Source organism: Thermoactinomyces sp. CICC 10522 (assembly GCF_016055075.1).
In the GTDB taxonomy this organism is placed as follows: domain Bacteria; phylum Bacillota; class Bacilli; order Thermoactinomycetales; family Thermoactinomycetaceae; genus Thermoactinomyces_A; species Thermoactinomyces_A daqus.
This window is the reverse complement of sequence record NZ_JAECVY010000006.1, coordinates 105,611-124,897: the sequence shown is the minus strand read 5'-3', so window position 1 is coordinate 124,897 and position 19,287 is coordinate 105,611. Positions and strand designations below refer to the sequence as shown.

The 19,287-nt window shown below is 51.1% G+C and carries 21 protein-coding genes; 13 read left to right on the top strand and 8 right to left on the bottom strand.

All coding sequences use genetic code 11. The features are described 5' to 3' along the window. The first annotated feature begins 19 nt into the window (after positions 1 to 19). Together I8U18_RS10605 and I8U18_RS10600 are read left to right on the top strand one after the other, a co-directional pair. The gene (locus tag I8U18_RS10605; protein ID WP_198064748.1) at positions 20 to 1,198 is read left to right on the top strand and encodes an acetyl-CoA C-acyltransferase; all 1,179 of its coding nucleotides are present in this window, start codon (positions 20 to 22) and stop codon (positions 1,196 to 1,198) included. Positions 1,199 to 1,229: 31 nt separating this feature from the next. Continuing rightward, the gene (locus I8U18_RS10600; RefSeq protein WP_033100060.1) at positions 1,230 to 3,005 is read left to right on the top strand and encodes an acyl-CoA dehydrogenase family protein; all 1,776 of its coding nucleotides are present in this window, start codon (positions 1,230 to 1,232) and stop codon (positions 3,003 to 3,005) included. 38 nt (positions 3,006 to 3,043) lie between these two features. Here I8U18_RS10600 and I8U18_RS10595 read toward each other — a convergent pair whose 3' ends face one another. The 4 genes from I8U18_RS10595 to I8U18_RS10580 form a co-directional block, all read right to left on the bottom strand. Continuing rightward, the gene (locus I8U18_RS10595; RefSeq protein ID WP_052154020.1) at positions 3,044 to 3,436 is read right to left on the bottom strand and encodes a DUF2512 family protein; all 393 of its coding nucleotides are present in this window, start codon (positions 3,434 to 3,436) and stop codon (positions 3,044 to 3,046) included. Positions 3,437 to 3,644: 208 nt separating this feature from the next. Next, positions 3,645 to 4,388, bottom strand: coding sequence for a YheC/YheD family protein (locus I8U18_RS10590; RefSeq protein ID WP_198055849.1), 744 nt, complete (start codon positions 4,386 to 4,388; stop codon positions 3,645 to 3,647). A 65-nt stretch (positions 4,389 to 4,453) separates the two neighbouring features. Beyond that, a complete protein-coding gene (locus I8U18_RS10585) occupies positions 4,454 to 5,224 on the bottom strand; it encodes a DUF2935 domain-containing protein (protein WP_033100062.1) in 771 nt (256 codons plus the stop codon). A 225-nt stretch (positions 5,225 to 5,449) separates the two neighbouring features. Continuing rightward, entirely contained in the window at positions 5,450 to 6,370 is a 921-nt protein-coding gene (locus I8U18_RS10580) for a proline dehydrogenase family protein (RefSeq protein WP_198055850.1), read from the bottom strand. Positions 6,371 to 6,585: 215 nt separating this feature from the next. Between I8U18_RS10580 and pruA the strand changes: the two genes are divergently transcribed. From pruA to I8U18_RS10560, 4 genes are all read left to right on the top strand, one after another. Continuing rightward, complete coding sequence (gene pruA / locus I8U18_RS10575; protein WP_033100165.1) at positions 6,586 to 8,133, top strand: L-glutamate gamma-semialdehyde dehydrogenase; 1,548 nt, start codon at positions 6,586 to 6,588, stop codon at positions 8,131 to 8,133. 172 nt (positions 8,134 to 8,305) lie between these two features. Next, complete coding sequence (locus tag I8U18_RS10570) at positions 8,306 to 8,644, top strand: hypothetical protein (protein ID WP_033100064.1); 339 nt, start codon at positions 8,306 to 8,308, stop codon at positions 8,642 to 8,644. 289 nt (positions 8,645 to 8,933) lie between these two features. Continuing rightward, positions 8,934 to 9,551, top strand: coding sequence for an undecaprenyl phosphate transporter UptA (gene uptA, locus I8U18_RS10565; RefSeq protein ID WP_033100065.1), 618 nt, complete (start codon positions 8,934 to 8,936; stop codon positions 9,549 to 9,551). 83 nt (positions 9,552 to 9,634) lie between these two features. Further along, a complete protein-coding gene (locus I8U18_RS10560) occupies positions 9,635 to 9,877 on the top strand; it encodes a twin-arginine translocase TatA/TatE family subunit (protein ID WP_033100066.1) in 243 nt (80 codons plus the stop codon). A 42-nt stretch (positions 9,878 to 9,919) separates the two neighbouring features. On the opposite strand, the gene I8U18_RS10555 is transcribed toward I8U18_RS10560, so the two are convergent. The 3 genes from I8U18_RS10555 to I8U18_RS10545 form a co-directional block, all read right to left on the bottom strand. Then, a complete protein-coding gene (locus tag I8U18_RS10555; RefSeq protein WP_033100067.1) occupies positions 9,920 to 10,276 on the bottom strand; it encodes a DUF2512 family protein in 357 nt (118 codons plus the stop codon). A 70-nt stretch (positions 10,277 to 10,346) separates the two neighbouring features. Continuing rightward, positions 10,347 to 10,568, bottom strand: coding sequence for a YbdD/YjiX family protein (locus I8U18_RS10550; RefSeq protein WP_232330909.1), 222 nt, complete (start codon positions 10,566 to 10,568; stop codon positions 10,347 to 10,349). Next, positions 10,565 to 12,646 (bottom strand): carbon starvation CstA family protein, encoded by a 2,082-nt coding sequence (locus I8U18_RS10545; protein WP_033100068.1) that lies wholly within the window; start codon positions 12,644 to 12,646, stop codon positions 10,565 to 10,567. The genes I8U18_RS10550 and I8U18_RS10545 overlap by 4 nt, the downstream gene beginning before the upstream one ends. Before the next feature lie 237 nt (positions 12,647 to 12,883). Here I8U18_RS10545 and gatC point away from each other — a divergent pair, with 237 nt between their 5' ends. From gatC to I8U18_RS10515, 6 genes are all read left to right on the top strand, one after another. Then, positions 12,884 to 13,174, top strand: a complete 291-nt coding sequence (gatC, locus tag I8U18_RS10540) for an Asp-tRNA(Asn)/Glu-tRNA(Gln) amidotransferase subunit GatC (protein ID WP_198064747.1) — start codon at positions 12,884 to 12,886, stop codon at positions 13,172 to 13,174. 11 nt (positions 13,175 to 13,185) lie between these two features. Further along, a complete protein-coding gene (gene gatA / locus I8U18_RS10535; RefSeq protein WP_198064746.1) occupies positions 13,186 to 14,652 on the top strand; it encodes an Asp-tRNA(Asn)/Glu-tRNA(Gln) amidotransferase subunit GatA in 1,467 nt (488 codons plus the stop codon). Beyond that, a complete protein-coding gene (gatB, locus tag I8U18_RS10530) occupies positions 14,649 to 16,079 on the top strand; it encodes an Asp-tRNA(Asn)/Glu-tRNA(Gln) amidotransferase subunit GatB (RefSeq protein ID WP_198055852.1) in 1,431 nt (476 codons plus the stop codon). The genes gatA and gatB overlap by 4 nt, the downstream gene beginning before the upstream one ends. A 186-nt stretch (positions 16,080 to 16,265) precedes the next feature. Next, on the top strand, positions 16,266 to 16,568 hold the full coding sequence (locus I8U18_RS10525) for a hypothetical protein (protein WP_033100072.1): 303 nt from the start codon (positions 16,266 to 16,268) through the stop codon (positions 16,566 to 16,568). A gap of 47 nt (positions 16,569 to 16,615) precedes the next feature. Further along, positions 16,616 to 17,395 carry a sirohydrochlorin chelatase gene (locus I8U18_RS10520; protein WP_033100073.1) on the top strand — a complete coding sequence of 260 codons (780 nt, stop codon included), beginning with the start codon at positions 16,616 to 16,618 and terminating at the stop codon, positions 17,393 to 17,395. A gap of 100 nt (positions 17,396 to 17,495) precedes the next feature. After that, the gene (locus I8U18_RS10515; RefSeq protein ID WP_033100074.1) at positions 17,496 to 17,699 is read left to right on the top strand and encodes a hypothetical protein; all 204 of its coding nucleotides are present in this window, start codon (positions 17,496 to 17,498) and stop codon (positions 17,697 to 17,699) included. Between the two features lie 84 nt (positions 17,700 to 17,783). Here the strand turns inward: I8U18_RS10515 and I8U18_RS10510 are convergent, their stop codons facing one another. Further along, positions 17,784 to 18,035: a YkuS family protein gene (locus tag I8U18_RS10510; protein WP_033100075.1), complete on the bottom strand. Its 252-nt coding sequence runs from the start codon at positions 18,033 to 18,035 to the stop codon at positions 17,784 to 17,786. Between the two features lie 410 nt (positions 18,036 to 18,445). Between I8U18_RS10510 and I8U18_RS10505 the strand changes: the two genes are divergently transcribed. Next, a complete protein-coding gene (locus tag I8U18_RS10505; protein ID WP_033100077.1) occupies positions 18,446 to 19,129 on the top strand; it encodes a YidC/Oxa1 family membrane protein insertase in 684 nt (227 codons plus the stop codon). Positions 19,130 to 19,287 lie beyond the last annotated feature (158 nt).

Sequence of the window (19,287 nt, the reverse complement as noted above, 5' to 3'; positions counted from 1 at the left end):
AGAAAAGGGAGGAGAGAACATGCGCGAAGCAGTGATTGTGGCCGGCGCCCGGACCGCAGTCGGCAAGGCCCACAAAGGGACGCTGAAAACGACCCGTCCCGATGATCTGGCCGCTCAAGTGGTCAAAGACCTCATGCGGCGGGTTCCTCAGGTAGACCCGAAAGAAGTGGAAGACGTGATTTTGGGGTGTGCTTTTCCCGAAGGGGAGCAAGGGATGAACATGGCCCGCCTGGTAGCGCTGCGAGCCGGGCTGCCCACGGATGTTCCGGGAATGACGGTGAACCGTTTCTGTTCGTCCGGATTGCAGACAATTGCCATCGCCGCGGAGAAAATTATGTGCAACTTTGCTGATATCATCATCGCCGGCGGCGTGGAGAGCATGAGCATGGTGCCGATGGGGGGCTATAAGCCGGCGCCCAATCCCTGGCTGATGGATCATCTGCCGGAAGCCTACATGTCCATGGGGCATACCGCGGAAGAGGTGGCGAAGCGCTACAATGTCTCCCGTGAAGATCAGGACCGGTTTGCCCTCGTCAGCCATCAAAAAGCTTATGCGGCCATTCAAGAGGGCAAATTCAAGGATGAAATCGTCCCGGTTACGGTCAAGACACATGTTTTTGATGAAAAAGGCAAGTTGCGGGTGGAAGAACGGGTTTTTGATACAGATGAAGGCGTTCGGCCTGATACGTCCCTGGAGGTTCTGGGCAAATTGCGCCCCGCCTTTCAATCGGGCGGAACCGTAACGGCCGGAAACTCTTCGCAAACGAGCGACGGAGCGGCAGCTGTGATGGTGATGTCCCGCGAGAAGGCGGAGGAACTGGGAGTAGAGCCTTTGGCCGTCTTCCGCGGCTTTGTTCTCGGCGGGGTAGACCCGGATGTGATGGGGATCGGGCCCGTGGCAGCCGTGCCCAAATTGTTAAAGAAAACGGGAGTCAGCCTGGATGAGATCGATTTGGTTGAGTTAAACGAAGCTTTTGCTTCCCAGGCGATCGCCGTGATCCGGGAACTTGGATTGAATCCGGATATCGTCAACGTGAACGGCGGGGCGATTGCCCTCGGTCATCCGCTCGGCTGCACCGGGGCGAAATTGACGGTTTCGATTTTGAATGAGTTAAAACGGCGCAATAAACGGTATGGTCTGGTGACGATGTGCATTGGCGGCGGCATGGGAGCGGCCGGGCTCATCGAACGCGTCTGAAGGTGACCAAATCGAATTTGGAGGGATAGATATGGCAGAAAATAAGAAAGTCAAAGGCGGCGCTTATCTGCTTTCCCAAACCGAACCGGAAGAGGTATTTACCCCTGAAGAATTTACCGAAGAGCAGAAAATGATTGCGAAAATGACGGAGGATTTTGTCAGGGATCAGGTTTTGCCCGTGCTTCCGGAAATTGAAGAGCATCGTTTTGAACATACGGTCCGCTTGTTGAAAGAAGCCGGCGAACTGGGGTTGCTCGGCGCCGACGTTCCTGAAAAGTACAACGGGCTCGGATTGGATAAAATCAGCTCCAGCCTGATTACGGAGAAATTATCCTTGGGACGTTCCTTTGCACTCTCCCACGGGGCTCATGTGGGAATCGGTTCCTTGCCGATTGTCTTCTTTGGCAATGAAGAACAAAAGAAAAAATATCTGCCCGACCTGGCAACGGGTGCGAAGATTGCTGCATACGCCCTGACGGAGCCGGGATCCGGTTCAGACGCTTTGGGAGCGAAAACCACCGCTGTTTTGAGCGATGACGGAAAATATTACATTTTGAACGGAGAAAAGCAGTGGATCACCAACTCCGGCTTTGCCGACGTCTTTATCGTTTACGCGAAAATTGACGGGGATCAATTCACCGCGTTTATCGTCGAACGCGACTTCCCCGGCGTTTCCGTCGGCCCGGAAGAGAAAAAGATGGGGATCAAAGGATCATCCACCCGAACACTGATATTGCAGGATGCAAAAGTTCCGGTGGAAAACCTTTTGGGCGAAGCGGGGAAAGGACATAAAATCGCCTTCAATATCCTGAATATCGGCCGTTACAAACTGGCGGTGGGAACTTGCGGTTCTTCCAAACGGGCGCTTGAAATCTCCGCAAACTACGCCAAACAGCGCAAACAGTTTAAGATTCCGATCGCCAAATTCGGACTGATCCGTGAAAAATTGGCCAACATGGCCATAAAAACCTACGCGTTGGAAAGCTTGGTCTACCGCATTGCCGGCATGTTTGAGGCGGGACTGGAAGGGGTGGAAGACGCCGAAGGTGCCGTTGCGGCCAAAGCGATCGGGGAATTGGCGATTGAATGTTCCATCGCCAAGGTATTCGGATCGGAAGTGCTCGATTATGTGGTGGACGAAGGGGTACAAATCCACGGCGGATACGGTTTCATGCAAGAGTACGAGATCGAAAACATGTACCGTGACTCCCGCATTAACCGGATCTTTGAAGGAACCAATGAAATTAACCGCCTGATCATTCCGGCCACGCTGATGCGCAAAACGTTAAAAGGCGAATTGCCCTTCCTCCAAAAAGCGCAGGAGTTGCAGGAAGATTTGCTCACACTGATGCCGTACCTCCCGGATGAAGAGGCACCGGTGTTGGAAGCGGAAGAAAATTATGTAGAAAATGCGAAGAAAATCTTCCTGATGGTTGCCGGGCTGGCTGTGCAAAAATATGAACAAGAATTGCAAAAAGAGCAGGAGATCTTGCGGGATATCGCGGACATCGCAATTGAGACCTTTGCCATGGAAAGCGTTCTTCTCCGTACCAAAAAAGCGGTCGCCAAAAATGGCGAAGAAAAAGAGCAGCTCAAAATCGATTATACCCGTGCCTTTGTCTATGATTCGATGCAAAAAGTGGATGCCCTTGCCCGCCACACATTGGCTGCCTTGGAAGAAGGGGATACACTGAGAACCCAACTTTCCATCCTCAAAAAATTCACCCGCATCCAGCCGATCAATGAAGTGGCTGTCAAACGGAACATCGCCGCCCGGATTATCGATGCCGAGAAGTATGTTTGTTAATCACCGACTCCCCCTGCCCACGACGGCCGGGGGATTTTTTATCGCGAAAAAACTTCTTTTCTCCCCATATATTTAAACAGCCACCGGTGGTAAAACCAATCAACAACGGTATATACGATCGCGATCACCAGAGAGATTTGGAACAGCGGAACGAGATTGGTTTGGTAATCCTGCGTACCGATGTCCCTGTCAAACAGCCAGGTTCCCAACGCCCAGACAACGATAAAAGAAAGGATTAAGTCGGACACGGTCGTAAAAACGTTTCCCATGCGCGGAAGCAGAAAGAGATCTCCAAAATAGCCGATCAGGGTCAAAATTACGCTGGTCAACAACACGGTGGAAGAATCGATGCCATAGATAAAGCCGAGGATGGCATATAAAATCATACTGGTCAGCAGAAATTTGATGATGAGGTGCATGACATGATTCAAATCAATCGCCTCCCTGTTTTTTCTTAGTGTGCCATTGCCTCGTCGCCTTATGCGTCAACCTGGAAGCGCTGAAAGAGAAGAACACATAAAGAAAGTGAAGCAAAATGGGGGGAGCGTGGGGGGTTACCGGGCGATCATCCGGAACATGAGGAGGCGAGCAGGGAGACATGGCCCGGCCTGCAACGCATTTTCGCCGGAAAATCCCGGTTTACCCTGCCCGCTTTCGCATTTCCAGAATATGTTGGTGTTCTGCGTCGCCTAAGTTTTTGAAAACGAGGGTTCCGGGATGGACATTGATTTCGTAAATCCATAAATGCCCCTCCTGATCGATTCCGATATCCAGCCCGAATTCGGACCATTTGGGATAGACCGAACTGATCCGCTTGGTTGCCCGGCGGGAAAGATGCATCATTTGATCGATCAGAAAGCGGGCTTCCATTTCGCCATAGCCCAGTTTTTCGACCAGGAGCGGAAACACGTGGTATGACTTGCCACCGCTGTAGGCGTTGGTGACAAATCCCTTTTCGCGGGCAATCCGCGCCACGATGCCGACGACAACCCAGCGGCCGTCGATGCGCATGAGATGAGTGCGGATGTCAAACATCCGACCGCCCAGTGTTTTGCTGTTGATTCCCTGCTGGACGATATAGTGTCGGCGGTTCATTTTTTTGCGGTGAATCGCCTGCAGAAGGGAAGCATGCGATGCGTGAACGGACCGGGTTCCGTCATCCCGTACGCGGAGTGCAAAATGTCCGCTTTCCAGCCGGTCGATGCGCATCAGCCCCTTTCCCTGGCAGGAATTGTCGGGCTTCAGATAGACAAAGGGAAAAAACTGAAGCATGTGCTTCAGGGTATCCGAACTCAGCCGGTGGGTGATCGGGATATGCGGAGCCACATATTCGTCTTGCCGCATGAGAAGAGCGTTTTCCCATTTACTGATGACGCTGCCCATCGCAGACTCCTCCTGTTTGTTTTCAATAAAATATGTCCGGTCGGCCTTTCTTGATTGGATGCGTCTCATTCTTTGGGAAAAGGGGAGCATTTGGGTTGCCTGGCGGCAGAAACTTGTGCCAGTTTGTGCAGATAATAGCATTCTTCCCGATACATATGGTCGGCCATCAGCGGAGCAATCGTCCCCAGCACTTCTTTGGTCAGTCCCATTTCCACCAGCTCTTTTAAAAAAGACTGAAACAGGATGATTTCCAGTTCAACTTCTTTATTGAAACGGGCCAGGGACGGGAAATGATGGAGACGGGTGCGCAGATATCCGGTTAACTCAACCGCCTTAATATAAAAAGATTCAAAGGTTTTGATAAAGTGGTGCTGCTTTTCCTTGATTTTCTTTTCCACTCCGTCCGTGTTGATTTGCAGTCCTTCGGCGTGTCCGGCCGCGTCCGGCAGCCACAACAGGTGATGATGCAGCGGGTGCAGGGGCGGAGGGGTTTGACCGCGGCGAAGGCTGGACAGGATGCGCATATATTCTTCCAGCTCATTTACCATGTGATTGATGAACGTAGGGGGAAGATGAAAGGAAAACTGGTCGGTAAGCAACCGGCATAAAAGATGCAATTTAAATTCTCTCAGCTCCTCGGCTGCTTTCTGGCACACTTCCAAATCAGCTGTTTCCGCCCGTTTCGCCAGTTGCAAGAAGGTTTGCAGCAGGGCAGAAGCCTTTTGAATTTCCTCTTGTTCTCCGGGGGAAAGGGCATCAAGGATAAACTGGCAGTGGTCTTTTAAGACCGGAAGCCAAAAGCGCTGTTCAAACGCATGTGAATCAGGGTGGTGCATACGATCGCTCCTTTTGGAAAAGTTGCTAAATTTTATGAAAGGAGTCGATCGGTTAGAATCGAAAAGGGGCGCAAAAGGAGGAGTTTGCGGCAAACCAGCCGATCTGTGTTGCTTTTTTATGGAAAAAATGCTTCTGTCCTTGGGGTTCGGGTGACAGGAAGGAGGAAAAGTCACTCGACCCCGTTCCCAGGATAGCGACAAAAGGAACAGAAGCAGAAAAAGTGATCAATTTTGGAAGAAGCTCTTTAACACGAAAAAGGCGTTGGCCGGGCGCTCGGCGATCCGGCGTGTGAAATAGGGATACCAGTCCTTGCCGTACGGAGTGTAGACACGAACTTTATAGCCTTCGCTGACAAGTTGTCGCTGCAAGCCATTACGCACTCCGTAGAGCATTTGAAATTCATAGAGATTGTCAGGAATCCGGTTTTCTTTCAACCATGCTTTCAGTTCATGAATGATCGCTTCGTCATGGGTGGCGATTGCCGTATAGTTTCCGTTTTGCAAGTGAAGCTGAACCAGTTTTACATAGTTGCGATCCACATCTTTTTTGTTCGGAAAAGCGACGCTGGCAGGCTCTTTGTATGCCCCTTTCACAATGCGCAAATTCACATTTTTCTTACCCAGATTGATAACATCCTGCTCAGATCGGTAGAGATAGGATTGAATCACCAATCCGATATGGTCTTTTCCGTATTTGTCCACCAGTGTGTTAAAGATGTCGATGGTCACATCCAAACGCGGGGTATCTTCCATGTCGATGCGGACAAAATTTTGGGTTTCTTTTGCTTTTTGGGCAATCCGGTTCATGTTCTCCAAACAGAATGCATGATCGATATCCAAACCGAGTTGCGTCAATTTGACTGATACGTTGGAGTTGACACCGTTTTCTTTGATGGCATCGAAAATGTCGATGGCGGCCTGGGTTGCTTCGAGGGCTTCTTCACGGCTGGTAACGCTTTCGCCGAGGTGATCCAAAGTGACGATCAATCCTTCGTCATTCAAATGCTTGACCCTGTCCATTGCAGCACGCAAGCTTTCTCCGGCGACAAAACGGGCGGCTCCCAGTTTCATGCCATAGTTGGAGACAAACGATGTAACCGCTTTATTTCCAGCCAACGTTAGCACCACTTTGCGCGAAAGGGACATTTCCCATTCCTCCACTTCGAGAAAATTAATTGATTACATATTATTTAGGTGAAAAAGACCATTTTCATTATATGTTCATAAATGAAATTAAACAATAGGTATATAATTCCCTCATTGATGAACCTAATGACAATAAGGTAAAATGGAAACGTCCGGGAATGGTCCAATCGATTTATCCTGTTGCGCAAAGGTTTTTGCCTAAAAAGGAGGTACCTCTGATGATCGAATTTAAAAACGAACCCTTTACAGATTTCTCCAAAGAGGAAAACCGGAAAGCTTTTGAAACCGCTTTATTGAAAGTAAAGGCGGAGATGGGCAAAGAGTATGACATTATTATCGGCGGGGAACGGATCAAAACCGGCCGCAAGGTAAAATCAATCAACCCGTCCAATGTGGATGAAGTGATCGGGATTGTTAACGAAGCAGATACCGAATTGGCCGAAAAAGCGATGCAAACGGCATATGAAACTTTTAAAAGCTGGAAAAAAGTAAAACCGGAGGCACGGGCGTCTCTGCTGTTTAAGGCGGCTGCCATTCTCCGCCGCAAAAAGCATGAGTTTTCCGCCTGGATGGTGCTCGAAGCGGGAAAAAGCTGGGTGGAAGCAGATGCGGATACCGCTGAGGCCATCGATTTCATGGAGTTTTACGGTCGGGAAATGATCCGTTTAAGCGAGCGGCAACCGTTGGTGCGCATTCCAGGTGAAGACAACCATCTTTATTACCGGCCGCTCGGAGTTGGCGCCATCATTCCGCCGTGGAACTTCCCGCTTGCCATCTTGGTGGGAATGACCACGTCGGCCATTGTCACCGGAAACACCGTTGTCCTGAAACCGGCCACTCCGACCAACGTGATCGCCGCGAAATTCATGGAAGTCTTGCACGAAGCCGGGGTGCCGGATGGCGTGGTCAACTACGTTCCGGGTCCCGGCGGCGAAGTGGGCGAATACTTTGTAACCCATCCGCTCACCCGGTTCATTTCCTTCACCGGCTCCAAAGAAGTCGGCTTGCGCATTAATGAATTGGCTGCAAAACGGGCGCCGGGACAAAAATGGATCAAGCGCGTCATCGCGGAGATGGGCGGCAAGGACGGCATTGTTGTCGATTCCGATTGTGATCTGGACTTTGCGGCAGAGACGATTGTCAAATCGGCATTCGGGTTCTCCGGGCAAAAATGCTCGGCCTGCTCACGCGTCATTGCACATCAGGATATTTATGACGAACTGTTGGAAAAAGTGGTGGCTAAAACCAGCCAATTGAAAGTCGGCGAAGCGCAAACGCCGGGCATCGACCTCGGTCCGGTTGTGGATGAAAAAGCGTACAATAAAATTCTCGAGTATATTGAAATCGGGAAAAAAGAAGGGCGCTTGATGACCGGCGGCGGGAAAGCGGAAGGAAACGGCTATTTCATTCAACCGACGGTATTCGCTGATGTGGCACCAGATGCCCGCATCGCTCAGGAAGAGATCTTTGGTCCCGTAGTCGCTTTCATCAAAGCAAAAGACTTTGACCATGCGTTGGAAATTGCCAACAACACCGAGTTTGGCCTGACGGGTTCCGTGATCAGCCGCAACCGTCTGCATTTGGAAAAAGCCCGCGAAGAGTTTTTCGTCGGCAATCTGTATTTCAACCGCAAATGCACAGGCGCATTGGTCGGCGTTCATCCTTTCGGCGGTTTCAACATGTCCGGAACCGACTCCAAAGCAGGCGGACGCGACTACCTCTTGCTGTTCACACAAGCGCAAGTGGTCTCTGAGCAACTTTAAACCAATCTCCGAAAAACCGCATCCAAATCCGGGTGCGGTTTTTTATGAATCGCTGCCCCCGAACTTTCCCGATTGCATCCAAAACGGATGATTAAAAATTCAGAACAAATACTGTACAGCCTGTGTTTTTTCTTTATAATGGAATAAAAAGGAAACGAATGAGGCTGATGTAATGGATGAAGTAAAGTCCTTATTGCATGCGATTATGGAACGGCTGGACGTACAAAGCGCCAACATTGAACAGATGAAAGCGGATCTTGCCAAGCTGAGTGAGGGTTTGCTCCGTGTCGAAACCCGTGTGGAAGAATTGAGCCGGCAATGGAGTGAAACCAGCGAAACGGTTGAGGGAATTCAAAAGGAGATCATCTCTCTCAAACAAACGCAGAAACGGTTTGACGAGCAACTGCTGAAAGAAGAAGATTGGCAGAAGCAGATCATGCAGGCTCTTTCGCTGACTTCAGGAGAGCGCGAAAAGACGTTGAAAAAAGGGGTCAATAAAAGCGCCGGATAAAACCCGGACTTCCCGAAAAGGGCAAGCCCGGGTTTTTTGTTGCATAGAATAGTTTGTGACATCTCTGGTAATTGGCTGGACGGCAAACATTGCCTTCCATTATGATCAAAGATGATAGAAAACATTTATGCCCTGTCTAAAACAATCCGGGATGAAAATTAACAACATTCGGAGGGGAGTGAAACCCCTTTGAGCGACCATTGCCAAGATGGGAGCGAAGGGGCCCCGCCGACCATTATGACACTTCACAGAAAATCGCAATGAAAAAGGCAGGTAAGGGGATACGAAAATGGACCAATTTATCTATTCGGTGCTGGAGTGGCTTTCCAGTCTGGGTTATTTCGGCATCGCTCTTGGACTGATGGTTGAGGTAATTCCGAGCGAAATCGTTCTTGCCTATGGCGGTTTTCTCATCGCTTCCGGGCAAATCAATTTTGTCGGAGCCCTGATTGCCGGCACGATCGGCGGGGTTCTGGCCCAGGTTTTTCTGTACTGGATCGGTTATTACGGCGGCCGCCCTTTTTTGGAGAAGTACGGCAAATATCTCCTGATCAAGAAAAAGCATTTGGATGTGGCAGAGTCCTGGTTTGACCGTTACGGCACGGGTGTGATCTTTGGCGCGCGCTTTATTCCGGTCGTTCGCCATGCCATTTCCATTCCGGCCGGAATTTCCAAAATGCCGCTGTCCCGCTTTACTCTGTTGACCACGCTGGCGATTGTTCCGTGGTCGGTACTGTTTTTATATCTGGGAATGCAGCTGGGCAGTAGTTGGAAAGAGATCGAGGAGATCGCCGCTCCCTACACCGATGATGCGGCCATTGTCGCCGGTGTGCTGCTTCTGCTCTATTTCCTGTTCCAGTGGTATCGCAAAAAGCAGCGTTCCCGAAATGGTTTTTCTCCAAGATAAGATTTCCCTCCTTTGGGTGTAACCGTTTCCGGTATATAATAAAATAGAAATGTTGTGACTTGTCCCTTAAAGGAGGGAAGAGAGTGAGTATCAGCGGAATTGAATGGATTCTGATCTTCGTCGTCGCTCTTATCTTGTTCGGCCCGAAAAAACTTCCCGAACTGGGACGGGCTGTCGGCAAATCCATACGTGAGTTTAAAAAAGCCACCAACGGGATTTTGAGCGAGGATGAGGAGAAAAAGCCGGAACCGGTGAAACTGGCACAAGATCATGAAAAGGCGGGAGAGACGAAGCAACAGTCGGAAAACGGGGCACATCTGAAATGACAAAAAACCAGGCGGTTCAGGGCCTGGTTTTTTGCTGCGCTTTTAAGCAAGCTCTTTTTGCGTCCTGCCAGTCCGAAGCAACCAGCGGTGCTGAAAATGTTCCGTCACGGCTAGCAGCCATCCTGTCACCAGAGCGCCAAACACATTGACATATGCGCCTGGGAGCAGTTGGCCGACAAAATAGACGATCAGCGAAGCGAAAATGAAATCGAGGACGTTATTTTCCCAAAGACGCCCGCGCCTGAGAAAGATGATTTCCATCAAGTGCCCCGTCAGAGCGAGCAAAACGCCGGTCACGATGGCCTGATAAATGTTAAAGAAGTACACTTCGCTCAGGACCCGGTCTGCGAAGATTACGACGAGCGGACAGATGATCAATTTAAGCAACAATCCGGCCATTCTTTCTCCTCCTCTACTTACATCATCTCAGACCGGGATTCTTTTTATGCAAGAAGAGGTTGGAGAAAGGTTAACAACAGCGGCGGATAGAGCCTCCCCCGTATTTTTCGTCGATGGCCCGCCGGTGAAATTCCGCTTCGGTCAGCGGGGTTTCATCCGGATGAGCTTTCCGGAAATGTTCCAGATAGCGTTCATAGTTGGGCACTCCCGCGATTTCATTCAGCACATAGGCGATTTTTCGGAAAGCCCGTTTCCATTTGGGGCAGGCCTGATCGCCATTCATGCGCATCATCCCCCGATCACCCCGGATTGACGGCCGATATAGGGAGATTCTTTTAATGGAAGCTTTTCACGCTTGACCAGGATTTTGTACCAGACGCGGATTGCATCAATGACGATCACGGCCACCAAAATCATGAAGATCGCAGTAAGAATGGCATCGATCTGATTATTCAGCACGATTCTTTGCATTTCTTCGACCGACTTGGCCGGGTTCAGCACCTGTCCGGAGGAAATTGCTTTTTGGTAGACATCGGCCGCTTTCAGAAAACTGATCGACGCTTTTTCATGGAAAAGCTTTTGCCAGCCGGCTGTCATGGTTACTGCCGTCAGCCAGGCAAGCGGGACGATGGTGATCCAGGAGTAAGCCGTTTTGCCCATTTTGATCAATATGGTTGAGCCGACGACCAGGGCGACGACCGCCAGCATCTGGTTGGCGATTCCAAACAGCGGCCATAACGTGTTAATCCCGCCAAGCGGGTCGACTACACCCTGATAGAGGAAATATCCCCAGGCGGCGACGATGAGCGCGCTGGACAGGACGTTGGCCGGGTACCAGTCGGTTTTGCCCAGTTTGGGGGCAAAGCGGCCTAGCAAGTCCTGCAGGATGAAACGCCCCACCCGCGTTCCGGCGTCGATGGTGGTCAGGATGAAGACGGCTTCAAAGAGAATGGCAAAATGATACCAAAAAGCCATCATTGTTTTGCCGCCGATGATGCTCGAGAATATGGTGGCCATTCCAATCGCCAGCGTCGGAGCGCCTCCTGTGCGGGACAGGATGGTTTTTTCCCCGATCGATTGCGCCAACTGCTGAAGATCTTGCGGCGTGACTTTAAAGATGTCGCCAAATTGGGAAATCGTATGGGCGGCGGTTGCCAGATCCGTGCCGATCACCGAAGCGGGACTGTTCAGCGCAAAGTAGGTTCCCGGCGTCAAGACACAGGCGGCGATCAAAGCCATGATCGCGACAAACGATTCGGTCAGCATGCCCCCGTAGCCGATCATCGGCGCATGCGATTCGCGCATGATCATTTTCGGCGTTGTTCCCGAAGAGACCAGCGCATGGAATCCGGAGATGGAACCACAGGCGATGGTGATAAACACAAACGGGAACAGATTGCCGGCGAAAACGGGACCGGTTCCGTCGATAAAACGGGTAAACGCAGGCATCTGCAAATCCGGCATCACCAGCAGAATTCCGAGCGCCAAAGCCCCGATCGTTCCAACCTTGAGAAACGTGCTGAGGTAATCGCGAGGAGCCAGCAGCAGCCACACGGGCAGAACCGAAGCGATAAAGCCGTAGATGATCATCATCCAGGCAATCGTCTTTCCGTCAAACGTGAACAGGGCTGCGAGCGAAGGATGCTGGGAAACATACTGGCCGCCGTATAAAGCGAGCAAGAGCAGAACAAAGCCGATCAGGGATACTTCCAGCACCTTGCCGGGGCGGATATACCGCATGTACAGTCCCATGAACAAAGCGATCGGGAGCGTCATGGCGATGGTAAACATTCCCCACGGGCTGTTTGCGAGCGCTTTCACGACGACCAATGCGAGGACGGCAATCAGGATGATCATAATGCCCAGGATGGCAAACATCGCAGTAAATCCGCCGACCGGACCGATTTCTTCGCGGGCCATGTCCCCAAGCGATTTGCCGTTGCGGCGCATTGACCCGAACAAGATGATAAAATCCTGTACGGCTCCTCCGAGGACAACCCCGACGATAATCCATAAGGTTCCCGGGAGATAGCCCATCTGGGCAGCCAGAATCGGCCCTACCAGCGGTCCGGCCCCGGCGATCGCCGCAAAATGGTGTCCAAATAAGATCCATTTGTTGGTCGGCACAAAATCTTTTCCGTCATTATGAATTTCTGCCGGAGTTTTTCGATTGTCATCCAATTCAAAAACTTTTCTGGCCATAAAACGGGAATAAAACCGATAAGCGACTGCATAAGTGCAAATGGCGGCGACGATGAGCCACATGGCGTTGACCGATTCGCCCCGGTGCAGGGCCAAAATGGCGAAACCTGCTGCGCCGAGGGCGGAGATCGCAGCCCAAACGAGGATCGAAATCCAACGATTTTTCACGTCCGAGCCCTCCTGATTTCATAAATTCGATAAAAATAATGGAATTATACTTATTATACTGAAAAGATTTCAACATTTCGACACAAAAATATATTCTAACTCTACCCATTTGCCATTTTGTCGCAAGGGTATGATGAGGAATCAGCCCGTTTTGTGCTATACTGTTGAAAGATTTGAATGGGAAGACTGGAAATAGGTTTCCAATGTACCGATTGAGCGAATTTCGGAGGTGAAACGATGACGATTTCAAAAGAACAAGTGCAAAAAGTGGCTGCCTTGGCCCGCTTGAAACTGACCGAACAGGAAGCGGACCAATATACGGTTCAGCTTAGCAATATTTTGCAATTCGCCGAGAAATTGAATGAATTGGAGACGGAGCAGGTGGAACCGACGAGCCATGTGCTTCCGATGGCAAACGTTTTGCGTGAAGACGAAGTGATGCCCTCGCTTCCGCGTGAGAAAGCCTTGGCCAACGCACCGGATCAGCAGGATGGCATGTTCCGCGTTCCGGCAGTATTTGAAGAGTAAGGGGGAGAACGATGTCGCTGTTAAGAGAATCGCTCAAAGAAATACATAAGCGGCTTGCCAGCCGGGAACTTTCCGCGCGGGATCTGGCAGAAGAGTCGCTCAGGCAGATTGAACAGAAAGATAAAGAGGTGGGCGCTTTTCTCCTCGTCGATCAGGAAGGGGCCATGGAGCGCGCCGCCAAGTTGGACGAGCAATTGGCCGCAGAGGATCAGCGGGGGATTTTGGCCGCGTTGCCGGCGGGCATAAAGGATAACTTGTGTACCGAAGGAGTGACGACCACCTGCGGGAGCAGACTGCTCGCCAATTATGTGCCGATTTACAATGCGACAGTGGTGGACAAGTTGAATGAGGCCGGCGCAATCGCCATGGGCAAGCTGAACATGGATGAGTTTGCAATGGGGTCTTCGACGGAGAATTCCGCTTTCAAGCTGACGCGTAACCCATGGGATCTGGAACGGGTTCCCGGCGGTTCGAGCGGGGGTTCTGCCGCAGCTGTCGCAGCAGGCGAAGTCTATTTTGCACTCGGTTCGGATACGGGTGGTTCGATTCGCCAGCCTGCAGCATTTTGCGGAGTGGTCGGGCTGAAGCCTACTTACGGACGCGTTTCCCGGTATGGTTTGGTCGCTTTCGCCTCATCGCTTGATCAAATCGGCCCGCTGACGAAAAATGTCGAGGATGCCGCCTATGTGCTGCAAGCGATTTCCGGCTTGGATGTGAAAGATTCCACTTCCGCCGATGTGGAGGTTCCTGATTATTTGAGTGCGTTGACCGGGGAGATCAAGGGTCTTTCCGTCGGGGTGCCAAAGGAAATGATGGGGGAAGGCGTGTCAGCCGGCGTCCGCGCACGTGTGGAAGAGGCAATTCAAAAGCTGGAACAGATGGGAGCCACCATCAAGGAGGTATCGCTGCCGCATTCCGAGTATGCTGTCGCCACCTACTATTTGCTCGCTCCGGCGGAAGCTTCTTCCAACCTGGCCCGCTATGACGGAGTGCGATACGGAGTACGCAAACCCGGCAAAAATCTGCTGGACATGTACCTGGAAACACGGAGCCAGGGTTTTGGCCCGGAAGTGAAGCGCCGGATCATGCTCGGGACTTATGCGCTCAGCTCCGGTTATTATGATGCTTACTATCTCAAAGCGCAAAAGGTCCGCACCTTGATCCGTCAGGATTTTGAACGCATCTTTGAAGAAGTGGATGTGATCGTCGGCCCCACCGCCCCGACAACCGCCTTCAAAATCGGGGAAAAGATGGATGACCCGCTGACCATGTATATGAACGACATTTTGACGATTCCGGTCAACCTGGCGGGATTGCCGGCGATCAGCGTTCCCTGCGGTCTGGCGGACGGACTTCCGGTCGGATTGCAGGTGATCGGCAAAGCGTTTGACGAGTCGACGATCCTGCGTGTGGCGCACGCTTATGAGCAAGCAACGGAACGCTTACCCGTTCCGCCGTTGGGAGGGATCGAGGCATGAGCAAATATGAAACAGTAATCGGACTGGAGGTTCACGTTGAGCTCTCCACCAAGACGAAAATCTTCTGCAACTGTTCCACCGAATTCGGTGCGCCGCCAAATACCCATACCTGCCCGGTTTGCCTGGGGCATCCGGGAGTTCTTCCCGTGCTCAATCGCGAGGCGGTCAACTTCGCGATCAAAGCGGCGATGGCCTTAAATTGCGAGATTGCCGAATACAGCAAGTTCGACCGGAAAAACTATTTTTATCCGGACTTGCCCAAAGCGTACCAAATCTCGCAATATGACCAGCCAATCGGAAAAAATGGCTGGATTGAGATCGAAGTGAACGGGGAGAAAAAGCGCATCGGCATCACCCGTCTGCACTTGGAAGAAGATGCCGGGAAGCTCAACCACATTGAAAACGGAGAAGGCTCCCTGGTCGACTTTAACCGCGTCGGAGTTCCGCTGATCGAAATCGTCTCCGAACCGGATCTGAGATCGCCGGCTGAAGCGCGGGCTTATCTGGAAAAATTGAAAACGATCATCCAATATACCGGCGTCTCCGATGTAAAAATGGAAGAAGGTTCGCTGCGCTGTGATGCCAATATCAGTTTGCGTCCGGTGGGGCAAACGGAGTTCGGCACCAAAACGGAAATGAAAAACCTCAACTCCTTCCGCAACGTGGAACGGGCTTTGGAATATGAACAAAAGCGCCAGGCGGAACTGTTGGATCGCGGTGAACAGGTGGTACAACAAACGCTGCGCTGGCTGGAAAACGAAAACCGCACCAAAACGATGAGAAGCAAAGAGGAAGCGCATGACTACCGCTACTTCCCGGAACCTGACCTGGTTCGCCTGCACATCGACGAAGCGTGGAAAGAAGAGATCCGCCGTTCGATTCCTGAACTGCCGGATGCCCGCAAAGCGCGCTATATGCGTGAGTTCGGGCTGTCGGATTATGATGCGGCCATCCTGACCGGATCCAAAGCGGTGGCCGATTATTTCGACATGACCGTAATGGAAAAAGCGGATCCGAAAACCGCTTCCAACTGGATCATTACCGAGTTGCTCGGATACCTTAACGCTGAGGGAAAAGAAATCGGCGAAATCAAAATGAAGCCGGTTCATCTGGCCGGGATGATCAAGTTGATCCAGAACGGAACCATCAGCAGCAAAATCGCGAAAAAAGTATTCAAGGAAATGCTGCAAACCGGGAAAGATCCGGAACAAATCGTGAAGGAAAAAGGGCTCACGCAAATCAGCGACGAAGGCCAGATCAAGGAGATCGTCGTGAAAGTGCTGTCCAATAACCCGCAGTCGATCGAAGACTTTAAAAACGGGAAAGACCGGGCGCTCGGTTTTCTCGTCGGCCAAGTGATGAAGGAGACGCGGGGCAAAGCGAATCCGCAGCTTGTCAACAAACTCATTCTGGAAGAAATCAAATAAAATTCTTGTTTCGGAGGGCTCGCCTCGGATGAAGGCGGGCTCCTTTTCGCAAAAAAACATTGATCTTTTCCCGGCATACCCAGGGATAACAGGAAAGCAAACACGGAGGGGAGCGGTTCCCCGTGGCTGATCATCGGGCGCGAAAACCCGAGTTGAAGCTTGTTTGCAGAAAAAGGAGGCTCATGATTGCAGATTTTTCATATCGTAATCGTCATTTTCTTTCTTTTATCGGGGATTTATCAACTGTATACAGGGGATATGCCGGTCTTGGCCATCCACTATTTTTTGATCGCCTTATATTTTTTCATCACCTATCAGGAATGGAGAGGGAACCCCTTTTCGCGACTGATCTATTGGCTGGCCATCTGCCTCTTGACGGCAGACGGACTCGCCAACCTGTTCATCTATTCGTACAGTCTGATCGGCGGGGTGATCAGTTTGATTTTTGCCTTCTTGGTATGGAAGTCCTCCCAGCGCCTTACGGGTTGAGAACAGGGCAATATCTTCTCACAGTTTAGCCAGGATGAGGTGATATCGTGGGAAAAAGAGGGATTCTGGTCATCGCTCACGGATCGAGTAAACCGGAATGGGTCCAACTGGTGGATGAAGCGGTAAGCCGGGTGGAAGTGGACCTGCCTGTGGCGACAGGTTTTCTGGAAATGGTGGAGGGACGGACGATATTGGACGGGATCCGGGCGCTCGAAACCGCGGGAGTCACCGAGATCATCGCTGTTCCGCTGTTTGTTTCTTCCGGCAGTACGCATATCGTAGAGATCGGATATTATTTGGGGCTGGTGTCCGAGCCGCAGATTGAAACAGAGGGAGAGAGATTGCCGATCAAGGCGCAAGTCCGGATGACGGACGCGATGGACGATCATCCCTTGATTGCGGAAATCTTGCTCGAACGTGCCCGTGAACTTTCTGAACAGCCGCAGCAGGAAGCGCTGTTATTGGTTGGGCACGGAAGTGAACTTCCCGGCTTTAAGGAGAAATGGGAAAACAGTATGAACAGCCTGGCCAGGCAACTTCAGGAAAAAATGGGCTTCCGGAAGACTGCATGCGCCACCCTGCATCCCGACAGCGTCCGGGAAAAAGCGGAAGCATTGCGTCGCACCTTTTCCCGCGTCATTGTGCTCCCGCTGTTCTTGAGCGAAGGTTATTTTACGAGAAAGGTGGTCCCCGGTCGGTTGCAGGGGCTTGATGTGCAATATTCCGGCAAAACCTATCTGCCGCATCCCCTGATTTCCCGCTGGATCGCATCCGTTGTCAAAGAGCAAAAGGCTGCTGCGGAAAATCCCACAATCCCTTCTGTTTAAGTGTTCGACAGCTTCCGGACGGCGAAGGCATTTTGGCCCAGGCTCATTGCGGATAAGACGAACATACAATAGTGAAGAATTGAACAGGAGGTGGATTGATTTGCAAAAGTATGTTTGCAGTCCTGAGCATCCCGATTACTACCTGCTGTGCCAGGCGTTTTATCATAACCGGGAAGCATACTGGGAATTAAAGCGCTTTTTGAGATCACAACGTTATGGACTGCCGCCGGATCCTCCTGCCCGCAACAATAATCCCGATCCGTCGCCAACCCCTGTGACGCCGGTACCGACCCCCGGTTTTTAAGCAGGAGATTGGAAGCGAAAAAACGTTCGAGGCTGCTGATCTGATCGGTCAACAGCCTCGAACGTTTAAAACAGGCATTTATTCTCATTGGGGGAGCCGGTTTAATCGATCGCATACTTGTTCGGGTGTAAGCCCGTCGCAGTTGATCACCGGGCAATTGTGGACGATGTCTTCCATGCCCATCATGTTCCGGTCCTTCCCGGAAATGAGAATCGCGGAGTATTGGCCTTGATTTTGATTGGCCGTGCTGTTGTTCAGATCTTCCACTTGGAATCCTTCCCGGCTTAAGTATTCGCGGATGGGGGTAAGACCTGACTCAATGGCAACGCGTTTCATGAACGACCCTCCTAAGTAAGAATCTACGAATGTAGTTTGATTCAAAACGTCTGGTTTATGCAGGGAAAGAGAAAGAATTGTAGCCCTTCCCGAAATTCCGGGTTATAATGATAAACGACGATAGGATGAAAGGGGTGGCGAAATTTGGACTGGGACCTTTCCGCATTTGAATGTGTTCTGCTGTTGCTGACCGCTTGTGCTTTTTTATGGTCGGTCCGGTTTCAGTTTCATTTTTCACACACCCGGGTTCAGCCGACTTGCGCCAGCAAAGCAATACTTCCCCGTGAACGGCAATGTTTGCCTTCGCGTGAAAGCTGGCTTCTCGTCACTCGCATGAAGATGGGAAATGCCGATGGGGAAGGACGGATGGATTCCACCTTGTTTTCATAAAAAAACGAGGAGGAATCCGGATGACGAATTGGACAATCATTCAAAAGTTGGCGCATTTGCTTCAGCCCGCGTTTGACCAGCTGTATCAGTGGCTGGGCGACTGGGGGTTGGCGCTGATCTTCTTTACTCTGCTCGTACGCGTTTGCCTGATTCCCGTTTCGCTCAGAACCGCCCGCTTGATGGCCAGTCAGTTTGTTTTTTCCCGGAAAGCGGCTGAATTGCAAAAAACATGGACCGGCTCGAAGGAAGAACTGAGCGGGGAGATCGCAAACCTGATGCAAAAACATAAATTCAATCCTTTCTCCATGCTGTTAAATGCCCTGTTGCAGTCACCGATTCTCGTGGCGGTTTTTGCCGTATTTTCTCATCTTGGAGCACAGGCGTCCTCCGTGCTGGTGCCATGGGTGGACAGTATTGGTTTACGGGACCCGTGGCATTTGCTGCCGCTGATCATCGCACTGCTGACCGGTTTGGCGAGTCGGGTCTCCCTCATTCCAAGGGAGTATACCCCAAATGTGAATGGTCAGGCGAAAATGAACTTTTTCCTGATGGCCGGGATCGCTCTTTTTATTCTTTGGTCAGCCCCGGTCGCAACCGCCCTTTATTACGGAACGTCTAGCTTGTGGGGTGTACTGGAACGAAAGGCTCTCTCCCGGTATACGCGAAAACTGATCGAAGCGCAGACAGAGGTGTCCACAGGGTAAGCTGAGGAGCATGGAAACTTGATTCATACAGGGGAACCGTTTGGCTTGAAAGAGCGAAATCGGTTCCTTTTTGTCTCTGATTGTGGAGGCAACATTCTCCTTTCCATGTTTTTTATTACGATGAAAATTTTAGTGGATAACAGGAGTAAGGAGAATGA

Coding starts and splice junctions, on each gene's coding strand:
- I8U18_RS10510 (WP_033100075.1), bottom strand. CDS start 18,035: ATGAAACGCGTTGCCATTGAGTCAGGTCTTACCCCCATCCGCGAATAC.
- I8U18_RS10570 (WP_033100064.1), top strand. CDS start 8,306: ATGGATGAAGTAAAGTCCTTATTGCATGCGATTATGGAACGGCTGGAC.
- I8U18_RS10585 (WP_033100062.1), bottom strand. CDS start 5,224: ATGCACCACCCTGATTCACATGCGTTTGAACAGCGCTTTTGGCTTCCG.
- gatC (WP_198064747.1), top strand. CDS start 12,884: ATGACGATTTCAAAAGAACAAGTGCAAAAAGTGGCTGCCTTGGCCCGC.
- uptA (WP_033100065.1), top strand. CDS start 8,934: ATGGACCAATTTATCTATTCGGTGCTGGAGTGGCTTTCCAGTCTGGGT.
- I8U18_RS10605 (WP_198064748.1), top strand. CDS start 20: ATGCGCGAAGCAGTGATTGTGGCCGGCGCCCGGACCGCAGTCGGCAAG.
- gatA (WP_198064746.1), top strand. CDS start 13,186: ATGTCGCTGTTAAGAGAATCGCTCAAAGAAATACATAAGCGGCTTGCC.
- I8U18_RS10580 (WP_198055850.1), bottom strand. CDS start 6,370: ATGTCCCTTTCGCGCAAAGTGGTGCTAACGTTGGCTGGAAATAAAGCG.
- I8U18_RS10550 (WP_232330909.1), bottom strand. CDS start 10,568: ATGATGCGCATGAATGGCGATCAGGCCTGCCCCAAATGGAAACGGGCT.
- I8U18_RS10590 (WP_198055849.1), bottom strand. CDS start 4,388: ATGGGCAGCGTCATCAGTAAATGGGAAAACGCTCTTCTCATGCGGCAA.
- I8U18_RS10555 (WP_033100067.1), bottom strand. CDS start 10,276: ATGGCCGGATTGTTGCTTAAATTGATCATCTGTCCGCTCGTCGTAATC.
- I8U18_RS10600 (WP_033100060.1), top strand. CDS start 1,230: ATGGCAGAAAATAAGAAAGTCAAAGGCGGCGCTTATCTGCTTTCCCAA.
- I8U18_RS10505 (WP_033100077.1), top strand. CDS start 18,446: ATGACGAATTGGACAATCATTCAAAAGTTGGCGCATTTGCTTCAGCCC.
- gatB (WP_198055852.1), top strand. CDS start 14,649: ATGAGCAAATATGAAACAGTAATCGGACTGGAGGTTCACGTTGAGCTC.